Source organism: Saccharomonospora sp. (genome assembly GCF_027317685.1).
GTDB lineage: Bacteria > Actinomycetota > Actinomycetes > Mycobacteriales > Pseudonocardiaceae > Saccharomonospora.
The window spans coordinates 18369-35852 of record NZ_DAHVQP010000095.1 but is presented as its reverse complement, the minus strand read 5'-3'; the positions used below and the strand labels follow the sequence as shown (position 1 = coordinate 35852).

At 67.3% G+C, this 17484-nt stretch carries 16 protein-coding genes and 1 pseudogene; 9 read left to right on the top strand and 8 right to left on the bottom strand.

All coding sequences use genetic code 11. The annotated features are described in order from the left end of the window. A pseudogene (locus M7H19_RS11380) lies at positions 1-264 on the bottom strand (protoheme IX farnesyltransferase); the annotation flags it as partial. 383 nt (positions 265-647) lie between these two features. Between M7H19_RS11380 and tkt the strand changes: the two are divergent. From tkt to M7H19_RS11345, 7 genes are all read left to right on the top strand, one after another. Continuing rightward, a complete protein-coding gene (tkt, locus tag M7H19_RS11375; protein WP_298180622.1) occupies positions 648-2741 on the top strand; it encodes a transketolase in 2094 nt (697 codons plus the stop codon). 106 nt (positions 2742-2847) lie between these two features. Beyond that, the gene (gene tal, locus M7H19_RS11370; RefSeq protein ID WP_298180620.1) at positions 2848-3969 is read left to right on the top strand and encodes a transaldolase; all 1122 of its coding nucleotides are present in this window, start codon (positions 2848-2850) and stop codon (positions 3967-3969) included. Continuing rightward, positions 3969-5585, top strand: coding sequence for a glucose-6-phosphate isomerase (locus M7H19_RS11365; RefSeq protein ID WP_298180618.1), 1617 nt, complete (start codon positions 3969-3971; stop codon positions 5583-5585). Before tal ends, M7H19_RS11365 begins: the two co-directional genes overlap by 1 nt. Then, on the top strand, positions 5582-7111 hold the full coding sequence (zwf, locus tag M7H19_RS11360; protein WP_298180616.1) for a glucose-6-phosphate dehydrogenase: 1530 nt from the start codon (positions 5582-5584) through the stop codon (positions 7109-7111). The genes M7H19_RS11365 and zwf overlap by 4 nt, the downstream gene beginning before the upstream one ends. 115 nt (positions 7112-7226) lie before the next feature. Beyond that, entirely contained in the window at positions 7227-8246 is a 1020-nt protein-coding gene (gene opcA / locus M7H19_RS11355; protein ID WP_298180614.1) for a glucose-6-phosphate dehydrogenase assembly protein OpcA, read from the top strand. 2 nt (positions 8247-8248) lie between these two features. Further along, positions 8249-9031 carry a 6-phosphogluconolactonase gene (gene pgl / locus M7H19_RS11350; protein ID WP_298180612.1) on the top strand — a complete coding sequence of 261 codons (783 nt, stop codon included), beginning with the start codon at positions 8249-8251 and terminating at the stop codon, positions 9029-9031. A 136-nt stretch (positions 9032-9167) separates the two neighbouring features. Further along, entirely contained in the window at positions 9168-10379 is a 1212-nt protein-coding gene (locus M7H19_RS11345; RefSeq protein ID WP_298180609.1) for a histidine kinase, read from the top strand. Between the two features lie 125 nt (positions 10380-10504). Here M7H19_RS11345 and M7H19_RS11340 read toward each other — a convergent pair whose 3' ends face one another. The 6 genes from M7H19_RS11340 to M7H19_RS11315 form a co-directional block, all read right to left on the bottom strand. Continuing rightward, complete coding sequence (locus M7H19_RS11340) at positions 10505-10846, bottom strand: RNA polymerase-binding protein RbpA (protein ID WP_298180607.1); 342 nt, start codon at positions 10844-10846, stop codon at positions 10505-10507. Between the two features lie 53 nt (positions 10847-10899). Beyond that, positions 10900-11130: a preprotein translocase subunit SecG gene (gene secG, locus M7H19_RS11335; RefSeq protein ID WP_015785938.1), complete on the bottom strand. Its 231-nt coding sequence runs from the start codon at positions 11128-11130 to the stop codon at positions 10900-10902. A 61-nt stretch (positions 11131-11191) separates the two neighbouring features. Beyond that, positions 11192-11977, bottom strand: a complete 786-nt coding sequence (gene tpiA / locus M7H19_RS11330) for a triose-phosphate isomerase (protein WP_298180605.1) — start codon at positions 11975-11977, stop codon at positions 11192-11194. Then, entirely contained in the window at positions 11977-13179 is a 1203-nt protein-coding gene (locus tag M7H19_RS11325) for a phosphoglycerate kinase (protein WP_298180634.1), read from the bottom strand. Before M7H19_RS11325 ends, tpiA begins: the two co-directional genes overlap by 1 nt. 11 nt (positions 13180-13190) lie before the next feature. Beyond that, complete coding sequence (gene gap / locus M7H19_RS11320; RefSeq protein ID WP_298180603.1) at positions 13191-14195, bottom strand: type I glyceraldehyde-3-phosphate dehydrogenase; 1005 nt, start codon at positions 14193-14195, stop codon at positions 13191-13193. A gap of 310 nt (positions 14196-14505) precedes the next feature. Beyond that, positions 14506-14976 carry an SRPBCC family protein gene (locus tag M7H19_RS11315; protein ID WP_298180601.1) on the bottom strand — a complete coding sequence of 157 codons (471 nt, stop codon included), beginning with the start codon at positions 14974-14976 and terminating at the stop codon, positions 14506-14508. A gap of 83 nt (positions 14977-15059) precedes the next feature. Here M7H19_RS11315 and M7H19_RS11310 point away from each other — a divergent pair, with 83 nt between their 5' ends. Together M7H19_RS11310 and M7H19_RS11305 are read left to right on the top strand one after the other, a co-directional pair. Continuing rightward, positions 15060-15509, top strand: a complete 450-nt coding sequence (locus M7H19_RS11310) for a hypothetical protein (protein WP_298180599.1) — start codon at positions 15060-15062, stop codon at positions 15507-15509. A 163-nt stretch (positions 15510-15672) separates the two neighbouring features. Then, positions 15673-16167: an MSMEG_6728 family protein gene (locus tag M7H19_RS11305; RefSeq protein WP_298180597.1), complete on the top strand. Its 495-nt coding sequence runs from the start codon at positions 15673-15675 to the stop codon at positions 16165-16167. A gap of 102 nt (positions 16168-16269) precedes the next feature. Here M7H19_RS11305 and M7H19_RS11300 read toward each other — a convergent pair whose 3' ends face one another. After that, the gene (locus tag M7H19_RS11300) at positions 16270-17295 is read right to left on the bottom strand and encodes a glucosyl-3-phosphoglycerate synthase (protein WP_298180595.1); all 1026 of its coding nucleotides are present in this window, start codon (positions 17293-17295) and stop codon (positions 16270-16272) included. Positions 17296-17484 lie beyond the last annotated feature (189 nt).

Sequence of the window (17484 nt, the reverse complement as noted above, 5' to 3'; positions counted from 1 at the left end):
CAGCGCGTTCGCGCTGCCCGCGGCCATCGTTCCACCCACGAGGGTGGCCAACACCAGCCAAGGCGACGGGATCTCGCGACCTGCCAGGAACATCGCGGGAATCGTGGTGACCAGCAGCAGCTCGATCACCCGCGGCTTGGCGAGCGCGGCGTACGCGCCGATGACCTCACGCAAACCTCGCCGGCCACCAGCTGGGGACTCGCCAGTGGGATGCACGGCGCTGGTGTGCTCACTGCGCCCATGCGCAGCGTTCACCAACGACATCTCGCTCCCTGTGCCTTGATTTCGCCTCAAGCGTCGACTGACGCGGTACCTTGACGGATCGTAGTAGAGCAGGACGTGAGAGCGCCCAGCGGCACCCACCCACGGGACCTACGTCACCCTTCGAGACACCCTCCGGCCCTCCTCGGCGATGTCACACCCCAACGCCGGTGATCACTGACCGACCCGCCCGCGTGGACTAGGCTCGTCACCAGATCGGCCGATATCCAGTCGTCGACTCTCATCGGACGCCGACCCCTGTCAGCCACTCGATGAGACGACGGGCACATCGGGTTCAGGATCGATTAAGATCGACTGTGACGGCCGACGCCGGGTAACCGGGTAAGTGAACTGCAAACATGTGAGACCTCAGGGAGTCAAGTTCAGTGTCGGAGATCGCCGCTACGGAGAACAACCCACTGTTGCGCCGGAACTATCCGGCCGACTGGACTGATCTGGACACCCGCGCAGTGGACACGATTCGCGTGCTGGCGGCCGATGCCGTCGAGCATTGCGGCAGCGGGCACCCCGGCACAGCCATGAGCTTGGCGCCGGTGGCGTACTCACTGTTCCAGCGCATCATGCGCCATGACCCCGCCGACCCGGAGTGGCCGGCCCGGGACCGGTTCATCCTCTCTGCCGGACACAGCAGCCTCACCCTGTACCTCCAGCTGTTCCTCGCCGGATACGGGCTGGAGATGGAGGACATCAAGCAGCTGCGCAAGTGGGGGTCGAAGACACCCGGGCACCCGGAGTACCGGCACACGCCGGGCGTCGAGACCACCACTGGCCCGCTGGGCCAGGGGCTCGCCAACGCCGTGGGTATGGCCATGGCCGCGCGCCGGGAGCGTGGACTGCTCGACCCCGACGCGCCTCGGGGGGAGAGCCCGTTCGACCACTACATCTATGTGATCGCCTCCGACGGTGACGTCCAGGAGGGTGTGACGGCCGAGGCGTCCTCCCTGGCGGGCAGGCAGGAGCTCGGCAACCTGATCGTCGTCTACGACGACAACAAGATCTCCATCGAGGACGACACCAACATCGCCTTCTCCGAGGACACCGCCAAGCGCTACGAGTCGTACGGCTGGCACGTCCAGGTCGTCGAGGGCGGCGAGGACGTCGTGGCCTTCGAACAGGCCATCGAGGCCGCGAAGGCCGAGACCACCCGGCCGTCGTTCATCGTGCTGCGCACCGTGATCGGCTATCCGGCGCCGAACAAGATGAACACCGGTAAGGCCCACGGCGCCGCGCTCGGTGCCGACGAGGTCGCCGCCGTCAAGAAGACCCTCGGCTTCGACCCCGAGGTCAGCTTCCACATCGACGACGAGGTGCTCGCCCACACCCGCAAGGTGGGAGAACGCGCCCGGGCCGCCCGCGAGCAGTGGCAGAAGGCCTTCGACGCGTGGGCCCAGGCCAACCCGGAACGGAAGGAACTCGCCGACCGGCTCCGGACCCGTTCCCTGCCCGTGGGCTGGGACGAGAAGCTCCCGAGCTGGGAGCCCGACGCGAAGGGCATCGCCACCCGCAAGGCGTCCGGCGAGGTCCTCAACGCCATCGGCGATGTGCTGCCGGAGCTGTGGGGTGGCTCCGCCGACCTGGCGGAAAGCAACAACACCATCATCAAGAACTCGGACTCGTTCGGGCCCGAGAGCGCGTCCACCGGCATGTTCACCGCCCACCCCTACGGCAGGAACCTGCACTTCGGGGTGCGCGAACACGCGATGGGCGCGATCCTCAACGGCATCGCGCTGCACGGAGGCACCCGTCCCTACGGCGCCACGTTCCTCATCTTCAGCGACTACATGCGGCCTTCCGTCCGCCTCGCGGCGCTGATGAAGGCCCCCGTGGTGTACGTGTGGACGCACGACTCGATCGGCCTGGGTGAGGACGGCCCCACCCACCAGCCGGTCGAGCAGCTGGCCTCGCTGCGCACGATTCCGGGGCTGAACGTCGTCCGGCCCGCCGACGCCAACGAGACCGCTGCGGCGTGGAAGGCGGCGTTGGAGGACATCCACGCCCCCACGGGCCTGGCGCTGACCCGGCAGAACGTCCCGGTGTTGGAGGGCACCAGCGCGGAAGGCGTCGCCAAGGGCGGCTACGTGCTGGCCGAGGCCTCCAACGGCTCCCCCGAGGTCGTGCTGATCGCCACGGGCTCGGAGGTGCAGATCGCGGTGGAGGCCCGCAAGGTACTCGAAGCCGACGGAGTGCCCACCAGCGTGGTGTCGATGCCGTGTGTCGAGTGGTTCGACCAGCAGGACCAGGAGTACCGCGACGCGGTCATCCCGCCGGCGGTGAAGGCCCGTGTCGCCGTCGAGGCGGGAACGGCCCAGCCTTGGTACCGGTTCGTGGGTGAGCAGGGCGAGATCATCTCGATCGAGCAGTTCGGCGCGTCGGCGGACTACAACACGTTGTTCGAGAAGTTCGGGTTCACCACCGAAGCCGTGGTGGAGGCCGCCCGTCGGTCGTTGGCGAAGAGCTGATCCCGAGCGCGGCACAGCAGCGAGATCGGCGGGTGGGGCGCCGGCCACAGCCACCGCGGCGGCGCCCCACCCGTAAGACAGTCGCAACGAAAAGAGGGATGACGTCATGAGCAACACCGACAGGCTGGCTCAGCTATCCGAGGCGGGCGTGTCGATCTGGCTCGACGACCTGTCACGCGACCGACTGCGGTCGGGCAACCTGGCAGAGCTGGTCCGCGACAAGCACGTCGTCGGAGTCACCACCAACCCGACGATCTTCGCCAACGCGTTGTCGCGCGGCGAGGAATACGACGAGCAGCTGCGAGAGCTGGCCGCACGCGGCGCGGACGTCCACGCCGCCGTGCGGGAGCTGACCACCAGCGACGTACGCGACGCCGCGGATCTCCTCCGTGACGTCTACACCGCCACGAACGGCCTGGACGGCCGTGTCTCGATCGAGGTGGACCCGGGACTGGCCCGGGACACCGAGAAGACCGTGGCCGAGGCCGCCGAGCTGTGGAGCGCGGTGGACCGACCCAACATCTTCGTCAAGATCCCCGCCACCGAGCAGGGCCTGCCCGCCATCACGAGGACGCTCGCGGCCGGTATCAGCGTCAACGTCACCCTGATCTTCTCGGTGGAGCGCTACCGCGCCGTGATCGACGCGTTCTTCGACGGGCTGGAGCAGGCGAAGGAGGCCGGACACGACCTGTCGAACATCCAGTCCGTGGCCTCGTTCTTCGTCTCCCGCGTGGACTCGGAGGTGGACAAGCGGCTGGAGGCCATCGGGACCGACGAGGCGCTGGCGCTGCGTGGTGAGGCCGCCATCGCCAACGCGCGTCTCGCCTACGCCGCCTACCAGGAGAAGTTCGCGAGTGACCGGTGGGCCGCCCTCAAGCAGGCGGGCGCGAATCCGCAGCGCCCGTTGTGGGCATCCACCGGGGTGAAGAACCCCGAGTACTCCGACACCCGCTATGTGGACGAGCTCGTGGTCGCCAACACGGTCAACACGATGCCGGAGAAGACCCTGGGGGCCGTGGCCGACCACGCGAACATCCACGGCGACACGGTGACGGGCACCGCTGAGCAGGCTCAGCAGGTGTTCGACCGGCTCGCCGCCGTCGGTATCGACGTCAGCGACGTGTTCCGCACGCTCGAGGACGAAGGCGTGGAGAAGTTCGACAAGTCGTGGGCGGAGCTGCTCGACACGGTCCGTGGCCAACTCGATGCGGTGAAGGTGCAGAGCTGATGGCGGAACACACGACAGTCGAGATCACCGATGCCGCCCTCGCCGAGTCGGCTCGTCCTCTGCTGGACACGCTCGTCTCCGATGGTGTGGCCTCGAAACTGACCGCGCAGGATGCCACGTTGTGGGGGCCCGAGGCCGAGGCCGAGGCGTCGATCCGGCTGGCGTGGACCACGCTGCACAAGAGCTCACGATCGTTGATCGGTGAGGTCGAGTCACTGCGCGCGGAACTGCGTTCGGAAGGTCTCGACCGCGTCGTCCTCGCCGGAATGGGCGGTTCGTCGCTCGCCCCCGAGGTCATCACCTCCACCGAGGGGGTGGCGTTGACGGTGCTGGACACCACCGACCCCGGCCAGGTCGCCGACGCCCTCGCCGGTGATCTGGAACGCACGGTGCTCGTGGTGTCGTCGAAGTCGGGCACCACCGTGGAAACCGACAGCCACCGGCGCATCTTCGCCAAGGCGTTCGCCGACGCCGGGATCGACGCGGCCAGCAGGATGGTCGTCGTCACCGATCCCGGCTCGCCGCTGGCCGAACTGGCCTCCGCCGAGGGCTACCGCAAGGTCTTCCTCGCCGACCCCCAGGTGGGTGGCCGCTATTCGGCGCTGTCCGCGTTCGGTCTCGTGCCCGCGGGGCTGGCCGGCGCGGACGTGGCACGCCTGCTCGACCAGGCCGCGGGGGTGGCGGAGCAACTGTCGGCCGATTCCTCGGACAACCCCGCGCTGCGTCTGGCGGCCGCGCTCGGCGCGGCGCACTCGGGCGGCGCCGAGAAGGTGGTGCTCGCCGACACTGGTTCCGGCATCACCGGGTTCGGTGACTGGGCTGAGCAGCTCATCGCCGAGTCCACCGGTAAGCAAGGCACCGGGCTGCTGCCCGTGGTCGTCGAGAGCCCGGACGCCCCGGGCTTCGCCGACGCGGGTTCCGATGCCACTCCCGTGGCAGTGGGTCCGGCGACCGAGGCCGCCGCTGTCGCCACCACAGGGCCCCTCGGCGCGCAATTCCTGTTGTGGGAGTACGCGGTCGCGGTGGTGGGCAAGCTCCTGCGGATCAACCCGTTCGACCAGCCCGACGTCGAGGCCGCGAAAAAAGCGGCGAGGGCACTGCTGGACAACCCACAGGCACTGACCACCACCGAAGGACCGTCGGCTGTGATCGGTCCCGTCGAGGTGTACGGGCCGGTGGGCGAGGCGGCGAAGGAAACGCTCACGGAGGTGCTGCGCGAGTTCGTCGACGGGGTCGCCGATGGCGGCTACATCGCGGTGCAGGCGTACCTCGACCGGCTCGACGACGCCTCCGCCACTCTCCTGCGCAGCGAGCTCGCCCGCCGAACGGGCAAACAGGCGACCTTCGGGTGGGGCCCACGTTTCCTGCACTCCACAGGCCAGTACCACAAGGGCGGCCACCCGAACGGAAGCTTCCTTCAGATCACGGGGGCGGTCGAGGAGGACGTGCCCGTCCCCGACCGCCCCTACACCCTGGGCAAGCTGCAGTTCGCCCAAGCGTTGGGAGACGGACAGGTGTTGGCCGAGTCGGGCAGGCCTGTGCTGCGACTGCACCTGACCGATCGGGCGGCCGGCCTGGCCGACGTCGTCCGAGCCGTACAGGAGCTCAGTCCATGAAGAAAGGTTGGACCAACCCGCTGCGCGACCCGCGCGACAAGCGACTACCGAGGATCGCCGGGCCGGCGAGCCTGGTGATCTTCGGTGTCACCGGGGACCTGTCGCGGAAGAAGCTCATGCCCGCGATCTACGACCTCGCCAACCGGGGGCTGCTGCCGGCGGGATTCTCCCTGATCGGGTTCGCCCGCCGGGAGTGGGAGCATCAGGACTTCGGCCAGCAGGTCCACGACGCGGTGGCCGAGTACGCGCGGACACCGTTTCGGGAATCGGTGTGGAACAGGCTGGCCGAAGGCATCCGGTTCGTGCAGGGGTCGTTCGACGACGACGAGGCGTTCGACGAGCTTGCCGAGACGGTCCGGATCATGGCCGAGGAACGTGGCACGGGCGGCAACACGGCGTTCTACCTCTCGATTCCGCCCTGGGCGTTCCCGGTGGTGACGAAGCAGCTCGCCCGTTGCGGGCTGGCCCAGGCTTCCGAAGGCGTGTGGCGTCGGGTCGTGGTGGAGAAACCGTTCGGACACGATCTGGAAAGCGCCAGGGAACTGAACGCCATCGTCAACGACGTCTTCCCCGAGGACTCGGTGTTCCGCATCGACCATTACCTCGGCAAGGAGACGGTGCAGAACATCCTGGCGTTGCGGTTCGCCAACCAGCTGTTCGAGCCGATCTGGAACGCCCACTACGTCGACCACGTGCAGATCACGATGGCCGAGGACATCGGTATCGGCGGGCGGGCAGGCTACTACGAGGGCATCGGCGCGGCGCGGGACGTCATCCAGAACCACCTGCTGCAACTGCTCGCGTTGACCGCGATGGAGGAGCCCGGGTCGTTCCACCCGAAGGCGCTGCGAGCCGAGAAGGTCAAGGTGCTGAGTGCGACCACGCCCGTGGGGCCGTTCGACGAGACCACGGCGCGTGGCCAGTACACCGGCGGCTGGCAGGGCGGCAAGAAGGTGTTCGGGCTGCACCAGGAGCAAGGCTTTTCGAAGGACTCCACCACCGAGACCTACGCGGCCGTGACCCTGGCGGTGCGCAACCGCCGGTGGGCGGGTGTCCCGTTCTATCTGCGCACGGGCAAACGGCTGGGCCGCAGGGTCACCGAGGTGGCGGTGGTCTTCAAACGGGCACCGCACCTGCCGTTCGACTCGACCTCGACCGAAGAGCTCGGTGAGAACGCTCTGGTGATCCGAGTGCAGCCGGACGAGGGCGTGACGCTGCGTTTCGGCTCCAAGGTGCCGGGCACCACGATGGAGGTCCGCGACGTCACGATGGACTTCGGCTACGGGCACGCGTTCACCGAGAGCTCTCCGGAGGCCTACGAGCGACTGATCCTCGATGTGTTGTTGGGGGAACCGTCGCTCTTCCCGGGGAACGAGGAGGTCGAGCTGTCCTGGAAGATCCTCGATCCCATCCTGGAGCACTGGGCCAAGCTGGGCCCGCCGGAGCCGTACGAGCCGGGTTCGTGGGGGCCGCCGTCGGCGGAGGCGATGTTGGAACGCACAGGCCGCCACTGGAGGCGTCCGTGACCGAGGATGGCCTGCCGGACATGGACGCCGACCGGGCGCGGGCGTCCCGCACAACACTGGAGGCGTCCGTGACCGAGGATGGCCTGCCGGGAGCGGACCAACACAGGAGACTCCGATGATTATCGATCTGCCCTCGACCACGACGTCGCAATTGAACAAGAAGCTCGTCGAGATTCGCGAGCGAGGCGGCGCGGTGGCGTTGGGCCGGGTGCTGACCCTGGTGATCGCCGCGGAGGACGACGAGCAGCTCGAGGACGCCATCGACGCCGCCAATGAGGCCAGCCGCGAGCATCCTTCGCGGGTGATCGTCGTGGCGAAGGGGACGCGTAGGGCTGCGCCCCGGATAGACGGCCAGATCCGGGTCGGTGGCGACGCGGGGGCCAGTGACGTCATCGTGCTTCGGTTGTACGGCCCGTTGGCGAATCAGGGGCGCAGCGCGGTGATACCGCTGCTGTTGCCGGACACCCCGACGGTCACGTGGTGGCCGGGTAAGGGGCCGAAGGCACCGGCGCAGGACCAACTCGGCCAACTCGCGCAACGCCGTATCACCGATGCGGCCGCCGAGACTAATCCGATCCGAGCACTGGTGAGCCGCAGTAAGACCTATGTAGACGGAGACACGGATCTGGCGTGGACGCGGCTGACCAACTGGCGGGCCCAGTTGGTGGCCGCGCTCGACCTGCCGCCGTACGAGCCGATCACCGGTGCGTCGGTGACGGGCGAGGCCGATTCACCTTCCACCGAACTACTCGCGGGGTGGCTCGCCGAATACTTGAGCGTTCCGGTGAAGCGGGTCAAAACCACGGAGGCGCAAGGCATCGTGGCGGTGCGAATCGACCGGCCTTCCGGGCCCATCGAACTGCACCGGCCCGACGGCAAGACCGGCACGCTGACCCAGCCGGGTCAGCCGACTCGGCGGATCGCGCTGCACCGTAGGGACAATCGTGACTGTCTCATCGAGGAACTGCGCAGGCTCGATCCCGACGAAATCTACGAGGCTGCGCTTCGCGGGTTGACCAAGCTTTCACCCGGACGCAAACCGGCCCGGGGAAGCGACCGTAGCACCACCGCGTCGAAGAAAACCCGGGAAACGACCACGAAGTCCACGGCTACGAAGAAAAAACCGGAGGCGTAGGCATGAGCACGGATCCCACTGTCGTCGTCCACCCCGACCAAGAGGTGCTCGCCGCGGCCGGCGCCACCCGGTTGGTGTCGGCACTGGCCGACATCCAGGCTCGCAAGGGCTCGGCCTCGGTCGTCCTGACCGGTGGGGGTATCGGCATCGCCGTACTCGACCAGGTACGCCGTAGTCCCGCGAGGGATGCCGTGGACTGGTCGCAGCTGGACATCTACTGGGGTGACGAGCGGTTCGTCCCGGCGGACGACGACGAACGTAACGAGAAGCAGGCACGGCAGGCGTTGTTGGACCACGTGCCGGTGGACGAGAGCCGTGTCCACGCGATGGCCGCCTCGGACGGCGAGTTCGGTGATGACCCGGACGCCGCGGCGGCGGGTTACGCCGAGACGCTCGCGGCAGCCGCCCGTTCGTCGAGCACGGCCACCGGCGCCGCCGAGGTCCCCGCGTTCGACATCCTGCTACTGGGGCTCGGTGGTGAGGGACACACCGCGTCGATCTTCCCGTTCTCCCCCGCCGCGTCCGAGAAGCGTTCCTCGGTGGTGGCCGTGCGGGACTGCCCGAAGCCACCTCCCACTCGCCTGTCACTGACTTTCCCCGCCATTCGCTCCGCGGAGGAAGTGTGGCTGCTCACCTCGGGCGAAGCCAAAGCAGAAGCCGTGTCACTGGCCCTCGCCGGCGCCGACGAGGTGAGCATTCCCGCGGCGGGAGCACGCGGTAAGCAGCGCACTGTGTGGCTGATCGACCAAGCCGCGGCGTCGAAGGCCCAGGTCACACGACGCTGACCCATGTGTCTCGCGCCATAGCACAGAACGCCGTTCGTGGTTTTGTTGCAAGCGCACATGCCTCAGGGGTTGCTTTTGTAGCCGCTGCACCAGAAACCTCTCTGTGTCGAGTCCACGAGACGAGAGGTCGTAACCCATGACCACACAGGGAATATCCCTAACCGGGGTCCCGGTCAGCGGTTCTGGCGCGGGGGCAACGGATCCGCCGCGGCAGCGCACCGCGGGCCTGGCCGGTTTGTCGAGGGTGTTCTCGAAACATCCGGCCCTCACCGGTATCGCGACGGACCTGGCTTTCGTCGTCATCGCGGTGCTGGACGTGTGGCTGGTGATTCCACCGGAAGCGCCGCCGTACTCCGTGTATCTGTCCGCGGCCAGTTGTGTGGCGTTACTGTTGCGTCGACGGCTGCCGTTCACAGCGGTCGTGCTCGCCGTTCCCGGTTTCTTCGCGGGCTGGGCGCAGTTGGCCGCCATGTTCGCGCTGGGGTACCTCGCACGCCGCAAACCATTCCACTGGCACATGTGGGTCGGGGCGGGCTTGGTGTGGCTGTGCCGGTTCATCCTCTGGCCGCTGGCCGACTTCGTCGACCTCACCTGGCGCATGCACATCCTCGACGCCATCTACGGGGTGATCGTGGCCGGCATGCCGGTGGCGATCGGTCTGCTCATCGAAGCGAGGGCGGAGCTCTCCGCGCGGCTGGCGGAACTCGCGGAGAGCCGCGACCGGGAACGGCAGCTCCACGCGCAAGCAGTCAGGGCCGAGGAACGGGCCCGACTGGCGAGAGAGATGCACGACGTGGTGTCCCACGACATCACACTCATCGCCATGCAGGCGGGCGTGCTGTCCGCTGCGAACACCCCCCCGGAGGCCAAGAAGACGGCCGACACGATCCGCACTCTCAGCACCCGCACCTTGGAAGAGCTACGAGGGCTGGTGGGCGTGCTGCGATCGGGTTCGGACACGGTCGTCCAAGCGGACCTGCGTAACCTCGATGACCTCGTACATCACGCCGGTGTGCCGGTGAGACTGTCGGTGGAGAACCTGCCGAGCTCCCTGCCACCTCAGGTCTCGGCAGCGGCCTACCGCACGGTGCAGGAGGCGTTGACCAACGTCCGCAAGCACGCGCCGGGCGCCACCGCGTTCGTGCACGTGTCCGCGACCTGTGACGAGGTGTTCGTGGAAGTGCGCAACGACCGTCCCCGCTCCCGTCGTAACCACGCGCTGCCCTCCGGCGGTGGCTACGGACTGGCGGGGCTCGCCGAACGCGCGAAGTTACTGGGAGGCACGTTCGAAACCGAATGCACCGACGACGGCGGATTCCGAATACGAGCCCGCTACCCGTTCGGTTGACCGCGAAGGCCGCTTTTCCTGTGCAAGTGAAGGCCACCTTTCCCTGCGGCTGGCGCAGGAAAGGTGGCCTTCGCGGTAGGTACTTTTGTTGTTGTTCCAGCCCGGCTGTCGTTACGAAGACCAGATCAGCCTTCGCGACGGCGGCGCAGCCGTTCAAGTGCCTCGGCGAGGATGGCCTCACCGTCGGCGTCGCTTCGGCGTTCCTTCACATACGCCAGATGCGACTTGTACGGCTCCGTGCGGGGAGCCGCGGGAGGGTTCTCCTGATCCCTTCCCGCGGGCAAACCGCAGCGCGGGCAATCCCACTCGTCCGGAGTCTCCGCGTCCATCGCGAACGACGGACGCGACTCGTGCCCGTTGGCGCACCAATAGGAGACCCGGCGACGCGGAGCAGCCTCCCCACGCTCCGACTCGCCGGACGGGCCCGCTCCGATCCGCGTGCCTCGAATCGCGTTACCGCCAACCATGAATCGTCACCCCACCAGAAAGTTGACGCACGCTCCTCGCACGCCAACGCCGATCAGAGTTTCACCAGCAGACCGAGCCCGACGATGGCGATCACCCACACAGCCCCGATTCCGAGCGTGATGCGGTCGAGGTTCTTCTCGGCCACGCTCGACCCGGAAAGGCTCGACTGCATACCGCCACCGAACAGGGACGACAGCCCGCCGCCGCGACCACGGTGCAGCAGCACCGCGATGATCAGCAGCACGCTGGAGACGATCAACAAAATTTGCAGGAACAGTTCCATTGTCATCCTCTGTGTACTGCGGGTGGCGGGGACACCAAGAGTAGCGCAATCCGCGCCGGTGTCACGGCAGTGGGCCACCCGCTGCGAGGGCACACAGTTTCGCGAACTCCTCGCCGTCCAGGCTGGCGCCACCCACGAGCGCTCCGTCGACGTTGTCACATTTGACGAGGTCGGCCACGTTGTTCGACTTCACCGAGCCGCCGTAGAGCACCCGCACCTGCTGGGCGAGGTCGGCGCCGTACTTGTCGGCCAACGCCGCCCGCAACGCGGCACAGACCTCCTCGGCGTCGGCCGGTGTGGCGACACGGCCCGTGCCGATGGCCCACACGGGCTCGTAGGCCACCACCACGTTGCCCACCTGCTCGGTCTTGAGACCCTTCAGCGCCGCGATGAGTTGTGACGTGGTGTGTTCGATATGCCCGCCGGCCTCCCGGATCTCCAGCTGCTCACCGACACACACGATCGGCAACAAGCCGTGTTTGAGGGCGGCGCGGACCTTCTTATTCACGAGCTCGTCAGTCTCACCGTGGTACTCACGCCGTTCGGAATGGCCGACCACCACATAGGTACAGCCCAGCTTGGCGAGCATCGGAGCGGACACTTCGCCGGTGTAGGCCCCGGAGTCGTGCGGCGACACGTCCTGCGCCCCGTAGGTGAGCAGGAGCTTGTCGCCGTCGACCAGTGTCTGCACGCTACGGATGTCGGTGAACGGCGGGAGCACCGTCACGTCGACCTTCGCGTAGTACTTCTCCGGCAACGAGAACGCGATCTTCTGAACCAGGGCGATGGCCTCGAGGTGGTTCAGGTTCATCTTCCAGTTGCCTGCGATCAGCGGCTTGCGGGCCATCACTGCTCCTCACCCAGCACGGCGACGCCGGGCAGATCCTTGCCCTCCAGGTACTCCAGCGAGGCCCCGCCCCCGGTGGAGATGTGTGAGAAACCGTCCTCGGGAAGCCCGAGCTGACGCACGGCAGCGGCCGAGTCACCGCCGCCGACGACGCTGAACGCCTCCGAGTCGGCGATCGCCGTCGCGACCGCCCGAGTGCCCTCGGCGAACGGCGCCATCTCGAACACACCCATGGGGCCGTTCCAGAACAGTGTGCGCGCGTCTCGAACGACCGCTCCGAACGCGGCCGCGGTCTCGGGACCGACGTCCAGGCCCATCCAGCCGTCCTCGATGCCGGTGACGGACACGGTGCGCGTGGCGGCGTCGGCGGAGAAAGCGTCGGCCACCACGACGTCCGTGGGTAGCACCAGCTTGTCCCCCGCATCGGCCAGCAACCGCTTGCAGGTGTCCACCATGTCGGTCTCCAGCAGCGAGGAACCAACACCGTGTCCCTGGGCGGCGAGGAACGTGAAGCACATGCCACCGCCGACGAGCAGCCGGTCGACCTTCGGCAACAACGCCTCGATGACGGCGAGTTTGTCCGACACCTTCGAGCCGCCGAGCACCACCGCGTAAGGCCGCTGAGGGTCGCCGGTCAGCGTCTTCAGCACATCCAGCTCGGCGAGCACGAGCCCTCCCGCGTACGCGGGCAGCACACGCGCGACGTCGTAGACCGACGCCTGCTTGCGATGGACCACGCCGAAGCCGTCGGACACGAACGCGCCGTTCTCGCCGGTCAGCTCGGCCAGTTCCCGGGCCAGCTGCGCCCGCTCCGACTCGGACTTGCTGGTCTCCCTCGGGTCGAACCGCACGTTCTCCAACAGCACGACGTCACCGTCGCTCAATGAGGAGACCGCGGTCTTCGCCTGCTCACCCACCACGTCGCCGGCAAACCGCACCTCGGTGCCGAGCAGTTCACCGAGCCGGGTGGCCACGGGACGCAAGGAATACGCCGGGTCGGGCGCGCCCTTGGGCCGACCGAGGTGAGCCGTCACGATCACGCGGGCCCCCGCCTCCGTCAACGCGCGCACGGTGGGCAGCGCGGCACGGACCCGCCCGTCGTCTGTGATCTTCTCTCCGTCGAAGGGGACGTTGAGGTCGGCGCGCACGAGCACGCGCCGACCGGAAACGCCCTCGCCGAGTAGATCGTCGAGAGTCTTCACTGCCATGTCGTTCAGGACAGCTTCGAGCCGACGAGCTTCACCAGGTCCGCGAGGCGGCTTGAGTAGCCCCACTCGTTGTCGTACCAGCCGACGACCTTCACCTGGTTACCAATGGCCTTGGTCAAAGGTGCGTCGTAGATGCACGACGCGGGGTCGGTGACGATGTCGGCGGACACGATGGGCTCCTCGCTGTACCGCAGGACGCCCTTCAGCGGCCCCTCGGCGGCGGCCTTGTAGGCGGCGTTGATGTCGTCCACCGACGCGCTCTTCGACAGCGTCACGGTCAGGTCGGTGGTGGAGCCGGTGGGCACCGGCACCCGCAGCGCGTAGCCGTCGAGCTTGCCGTTCAGCTCGGGCAGCACCAGGCCGATGGCCTTGGCGGCGCCGGTGGAGGTCGGCACGATGTTCAGCGCGGCAGCGCGGGCCCGACGCAGGTCCTTGTGCGGCCCGTCCTGCAGGTTCTGGTCCTGCGTGTAGGCGTGGATGGTGGTCATCAGGCCCTGCTCGACGCCGAACTCGTCGTGCAGCACCTTCGCCAGCGGCGCGAGGCAGTTCGTGGTGCACGAGGCGTTCGAGATGATGTTCTGCGAGCCGTCGTAGGCCGAGTCGTTGACCCCGAGGACGACGGTGAGGTCCTCTCCCTTGGCCGGCGCGGAGATGATGACCTTCTTGGCCCCGCCGTCGAGGTGGGCCTTGGCGTCGTCGGCCTTGGTGAAGAAACCGGTGGACTCGACGACGACGTCCACACCGAGGTCACCCCAGGGGAGCTTGGCGGGATCACGCTCGGCCAGAGCCTTGATCGTCTTGCCGCCGACGACAATGCCCTCGTCGCTGACGCTGACCTCTTCGCTCAACGGACCCAGGACACTGTCGTACTTGAGCAGATGCGCCATCGTCGCGACGTCACCGAGGTCGTTGAAGGCGACGATCTCGATGTCGTGACCGCTGGCCTGCACGGCACGGAAAAAGTTGCGGCCGATACGGCCGAAGCCGTTAACGCCTACGCGAACCGTCACTGCTCTACTCTCCTCGGGGTTCGGCCCGGCATAACCGGGCTGACACTTGTTCGGGTTCACCAGCCACCCTAGCGTGCTGGCCAGCGGGTATACGAATACCCCGACCCGAGACCTGGTTCACTTCCGCCCAAGGAACAAATCGATTAAGAAAGGCGATTCACATCGCCCTTATCAGCGTGTCCGCTTGTGGAAATCGTCGCGTGGGCGAAAACCGTTCTTTCCCTTCGGCCCCTTTGCCCCCTTTTCGACGGCGCCCGGTCGTGTGCCGCCGAAGGTGTCGTCACGTGGTCGGGGGTCGACCTACCGCCACCTACGACCGTGCCGTGGGCGGGGTGTCCACATCACCGCGCCAGCCACCTGTCTCGTGCCCGCGACCCTCGATGAACTCCTTGAACCGCCGCAGGTCGTTGTTGACCCGTCTTCCCAAAAGGCCGGCCTTGTCGGCCACCTGCTCCAGGAAACCGTCCGGGTCGATGTCCATCTGCGCCGTGACCCGAGTGCGGTTCGGTTCGAGCCGGTGGAACGTGATCACACCGGCGTGCCGCGGCCCGGAATCCGAAGACCACGCGACACGTTCGTCGGGGTGTTGCTCGGTGATCGTCGCGTCGAACTCACGCGTGACGCCTCCCACCCGGGTCACCCAGTGGGTGTGAGTGTCGTCCAATTGCCGGACTTCCTCGACGCCCTCCATGAATTCCGGGAAAGACTCGAACTGGGTCCACTGGTTGTACGCGGTGGACAGCGGAACGTCCACGTCGACTGCTTTCATCACCGTGCTCACGAAAATCCCCTCCTTCGGGTGTGGTCGGTGACGCCGAATGCCGGCGCGTATCAGCAGTGCGCGCCTCGGGTACCCGATCACCTATGACGCACACATCCCAGCCGGACACCGCCACAGTGCGCGCCGTGGGAAAACTCACCGAGGCACTGGAAGTGGTGGAGGAAGCACGCGGGCACCTCTACGCATTCCATCGGCTCACCGGAACCGCCGACTTCACCGTCGAGGAAGCCATCGGCATGCTCCGCGACGCCGGACATCACGACCTCGCCTCGCGACTGGACCGGGAACTGTTGGGACGCAACGTGCTGCCGGGTCGATGGACCTACCAGGTCGTGGAGGACTACGAGGACACCTACTACAGCGTGTTCCACCGGTTCGCCGCGCAGGCACGCGCGCTCACCCCGGGGCAACGGCACGCGTACGAGGCCATGCTCAAACGCACCCGACGAACCCGTAGCGAGCCGGGACACGAGCCCGAACCCGGCGATGTGCCCGATCCGGATGGGCCCATGCCGTCGACCGCGACGTCGTGAGCCGTGCCGAGGTGGGCCGCATGGTGGTCGACAGGCTGGTCGGTGTCCGGGGCGGGACCGTGCCTCACGTACCGGCCACCGAATCCGGGCCTCCCTTCGGAGGAGAGCGAAATCGCCTTCCGAAAAGACCCTCGCAAGCACACCGGACCTAGGGACACAGGGCGTGCAGACGTTCTTGCCGTATCCCGAATTCGCCGCGACGGCCCACGTACTGGACAGGCGGCGTCTGGGCAAACAGCGGGTCGAGGCGCTGCAGATCCTGCGGGCCCTCACCATGCCGGGACACGGCTGGCGCCGCCATCCCGCGGTGCGCATGTGGGCGGGGTACGAGGAGGCGCTCACCCGTTACGGCCTGACCATGTGTGAACTATGGCGTGCGCAGGGCAGACCGGACACGTGCGCGACGAAGATCGTGGCCGACCTGGCCTCGACTCTCGGTGTCACCACCGTGCGTGATCAGGCGAGGTTGGCCGCCGAGCACGACCTCCCACCGTGGCTGGGCGACGAGGAGTTCCATCGCAGCCACCGTTCCGCGCTCGTCCGCAAGGACCCGGAGCACTACCGGCCGTTCTTCCCCGACGTGTCGGACGACCTACCATACGTGTGGCCGTCCTCCGACCGACCACAACTCACCGACCCGGGCCCGGACGAAACGTAGCAGCGGCCCCGCGGGTCCTCCCCCGGCAAGAGAGAACAGTTCCGCTACCCGCCCCGGAAACGACGGTGACCGAGGTGCGGCCGCCGGCCCCGAAAAGCAGAGCTACCCACTGGGCCCCGGAGTTCGTCGGATCGTGCGCAGCGGAGGACGTTCCCGTACGGCGAGGTCGTTCACCACCAACTCCCGTCCCACCCCCTCGTTGCTCTCACTGCGGCAGAACTGTGCGAGCAACGTCGACGGCGGTTCCTTCGCCACCAGGCGACCGCTGCGGTCGAGCCGGTCCATGACCGTCAACATGATCTGCCCCGCCATCTGCCCCAGCGCGTGCGTGTTCTGGTGCCGGTGAGTACGCATACCGAGATCGACCTGTGCAAGCGACTCCAAACCCCGCCATCGCAACAGGTCGATCAAGTGCGCCACCTCCACCCCGTAGTGGGTGACGAAGGGGATGCTCTCCAACACCTCGCGCCGACCCGCGTACTCCCCGGCCAAAGGCTGCACGAACCCGGCGAGGTCGGGCCAATACATGTTCAACAGTGGACGCGCCACCAACTCCGTGACCCGCCCACCACCATCGGCATCGATGCGGGAACCGTTGACCAACGGCCGGTGATAGAACCCCTTCACGTAGTCCACGCCGGAATCAGTCAGCAGTGGGCCGAGCAAGCCGATCACATACCACTCGGTGAAGTCGTAGAGATCACCATCCACGAACACCACGAAGTCGCCGGTGGTGGCGGCGAGGCCTTTCCACAGCGCCTCGCCCTTGCCGTGCATACCCGGCAACGGCCGCAACACGGTGTCCTGCGCCACCACCCTGGCCCCGGCCTCGGCCGCCACCCTCGCCGTATCGTCGCGGGAACGCGAGTTGACGACCAACACGTCGTCGACGAGCGAGGTTTCCTCCATCAATGCCGTACGGATCGTCCGCACGATCTGACCCACCGTCTGCTCCTCATCGCGCGCCGGGATGATGACGGTGACCGTGCGCTCACCCTTGACGGCGGCCAGTTCGGCGGCCGTCCAGTCGGTGGCGCGGGCTGACCTGTGCCGCAGCCAGGAGCGAACCCGTGAGGAGAGACCAAGGTCGGCGTTATCGGTGCCCAGACAAGTCCTTGTCGTGTCCACGAGGTCCCCTTTCGTCCGAGAGCGGCCGGTCGACCTCCGCTGACGCTCCAGCCGTCACGTTGCGGGCCACCGGGCGGCTGCAACAACCAGGCGACACCCTGACCTCTACACCCGAATGGACGTAACGCCGTCGGTTCACACCTCGAACGGGAGAACAAAACAAATTGCTCCCTGCCCGCCGCACAGCGA

Bases quoted from the DNA above. Each gene is read 5' to 3' on its own strand.
- opcA (WP_298180614.1), top strand. From the start codon at position 7,227: ATGATTATCGATCTGCCCTCGACCACGACGTCGCAATTGAACAAGAAG.
- pgl (WP_298180612.1), top strand. From the start codon at position 8,249: ATGAGCACGGATCCCACTGTCGTCGTCCACCCCGACCAAGAGGTGCTC.
- tpiA (WP_298180605.1), bottom strand. From the start codon at position 11,977: ATGGCCCGCAAGCCGCTGATCGCAGGCAACTGGAAGATGAACCTGAAC.
- tal (WP_298180620.1), top strand. From the start codon at position 2,848: ATGAGCAACACCGACAGGCTGGCTCAGCTATCCGAGGCGGGCGTGTCG.
- M7H19_RS11310 (WP_298180599.1), top strand. From the start codon at position 15,060: ATGACGCACACATCCCAGCCGGACACCGCCACAGTGCGCGCCGTGGGA.
- secG (WP_015785938.1), bottom strand. From the start codon at position 11,130: ATGGAACTGTTCCTGCAAATTTTGTTGATCGTCTCCAGCGTGCTGCTG.
- M7H19_RS11340 (WP_298180607.1), bottom strand. From the start codon at position 10,846: ATGGTTGGCGGTAACGCGATTCGAGGCACGCGGATCGGAGCGGGCCCG.
- zwf (WP_298180616.1), top strand. From the start codon at position 5,582: ATGAAGAAAGGTTGGACCAACCCGCTGCGCGACCCGCGCGACAAGCGA.
- M7H19_RS11365 (WP_298180618.1), top strand. From the start codon at position 3,969: ATGGCGGAACACACGACAGTCGAGATCACCGATGCCGCCCTCGCCGAG.
- M7H19_RS11345 (WP_298180609.1), top strand. From the start codon at position 9,168: ATGACCACACAGGGAATATCCCTAACCGGGGTCCCGGTCAGCGGTTCT.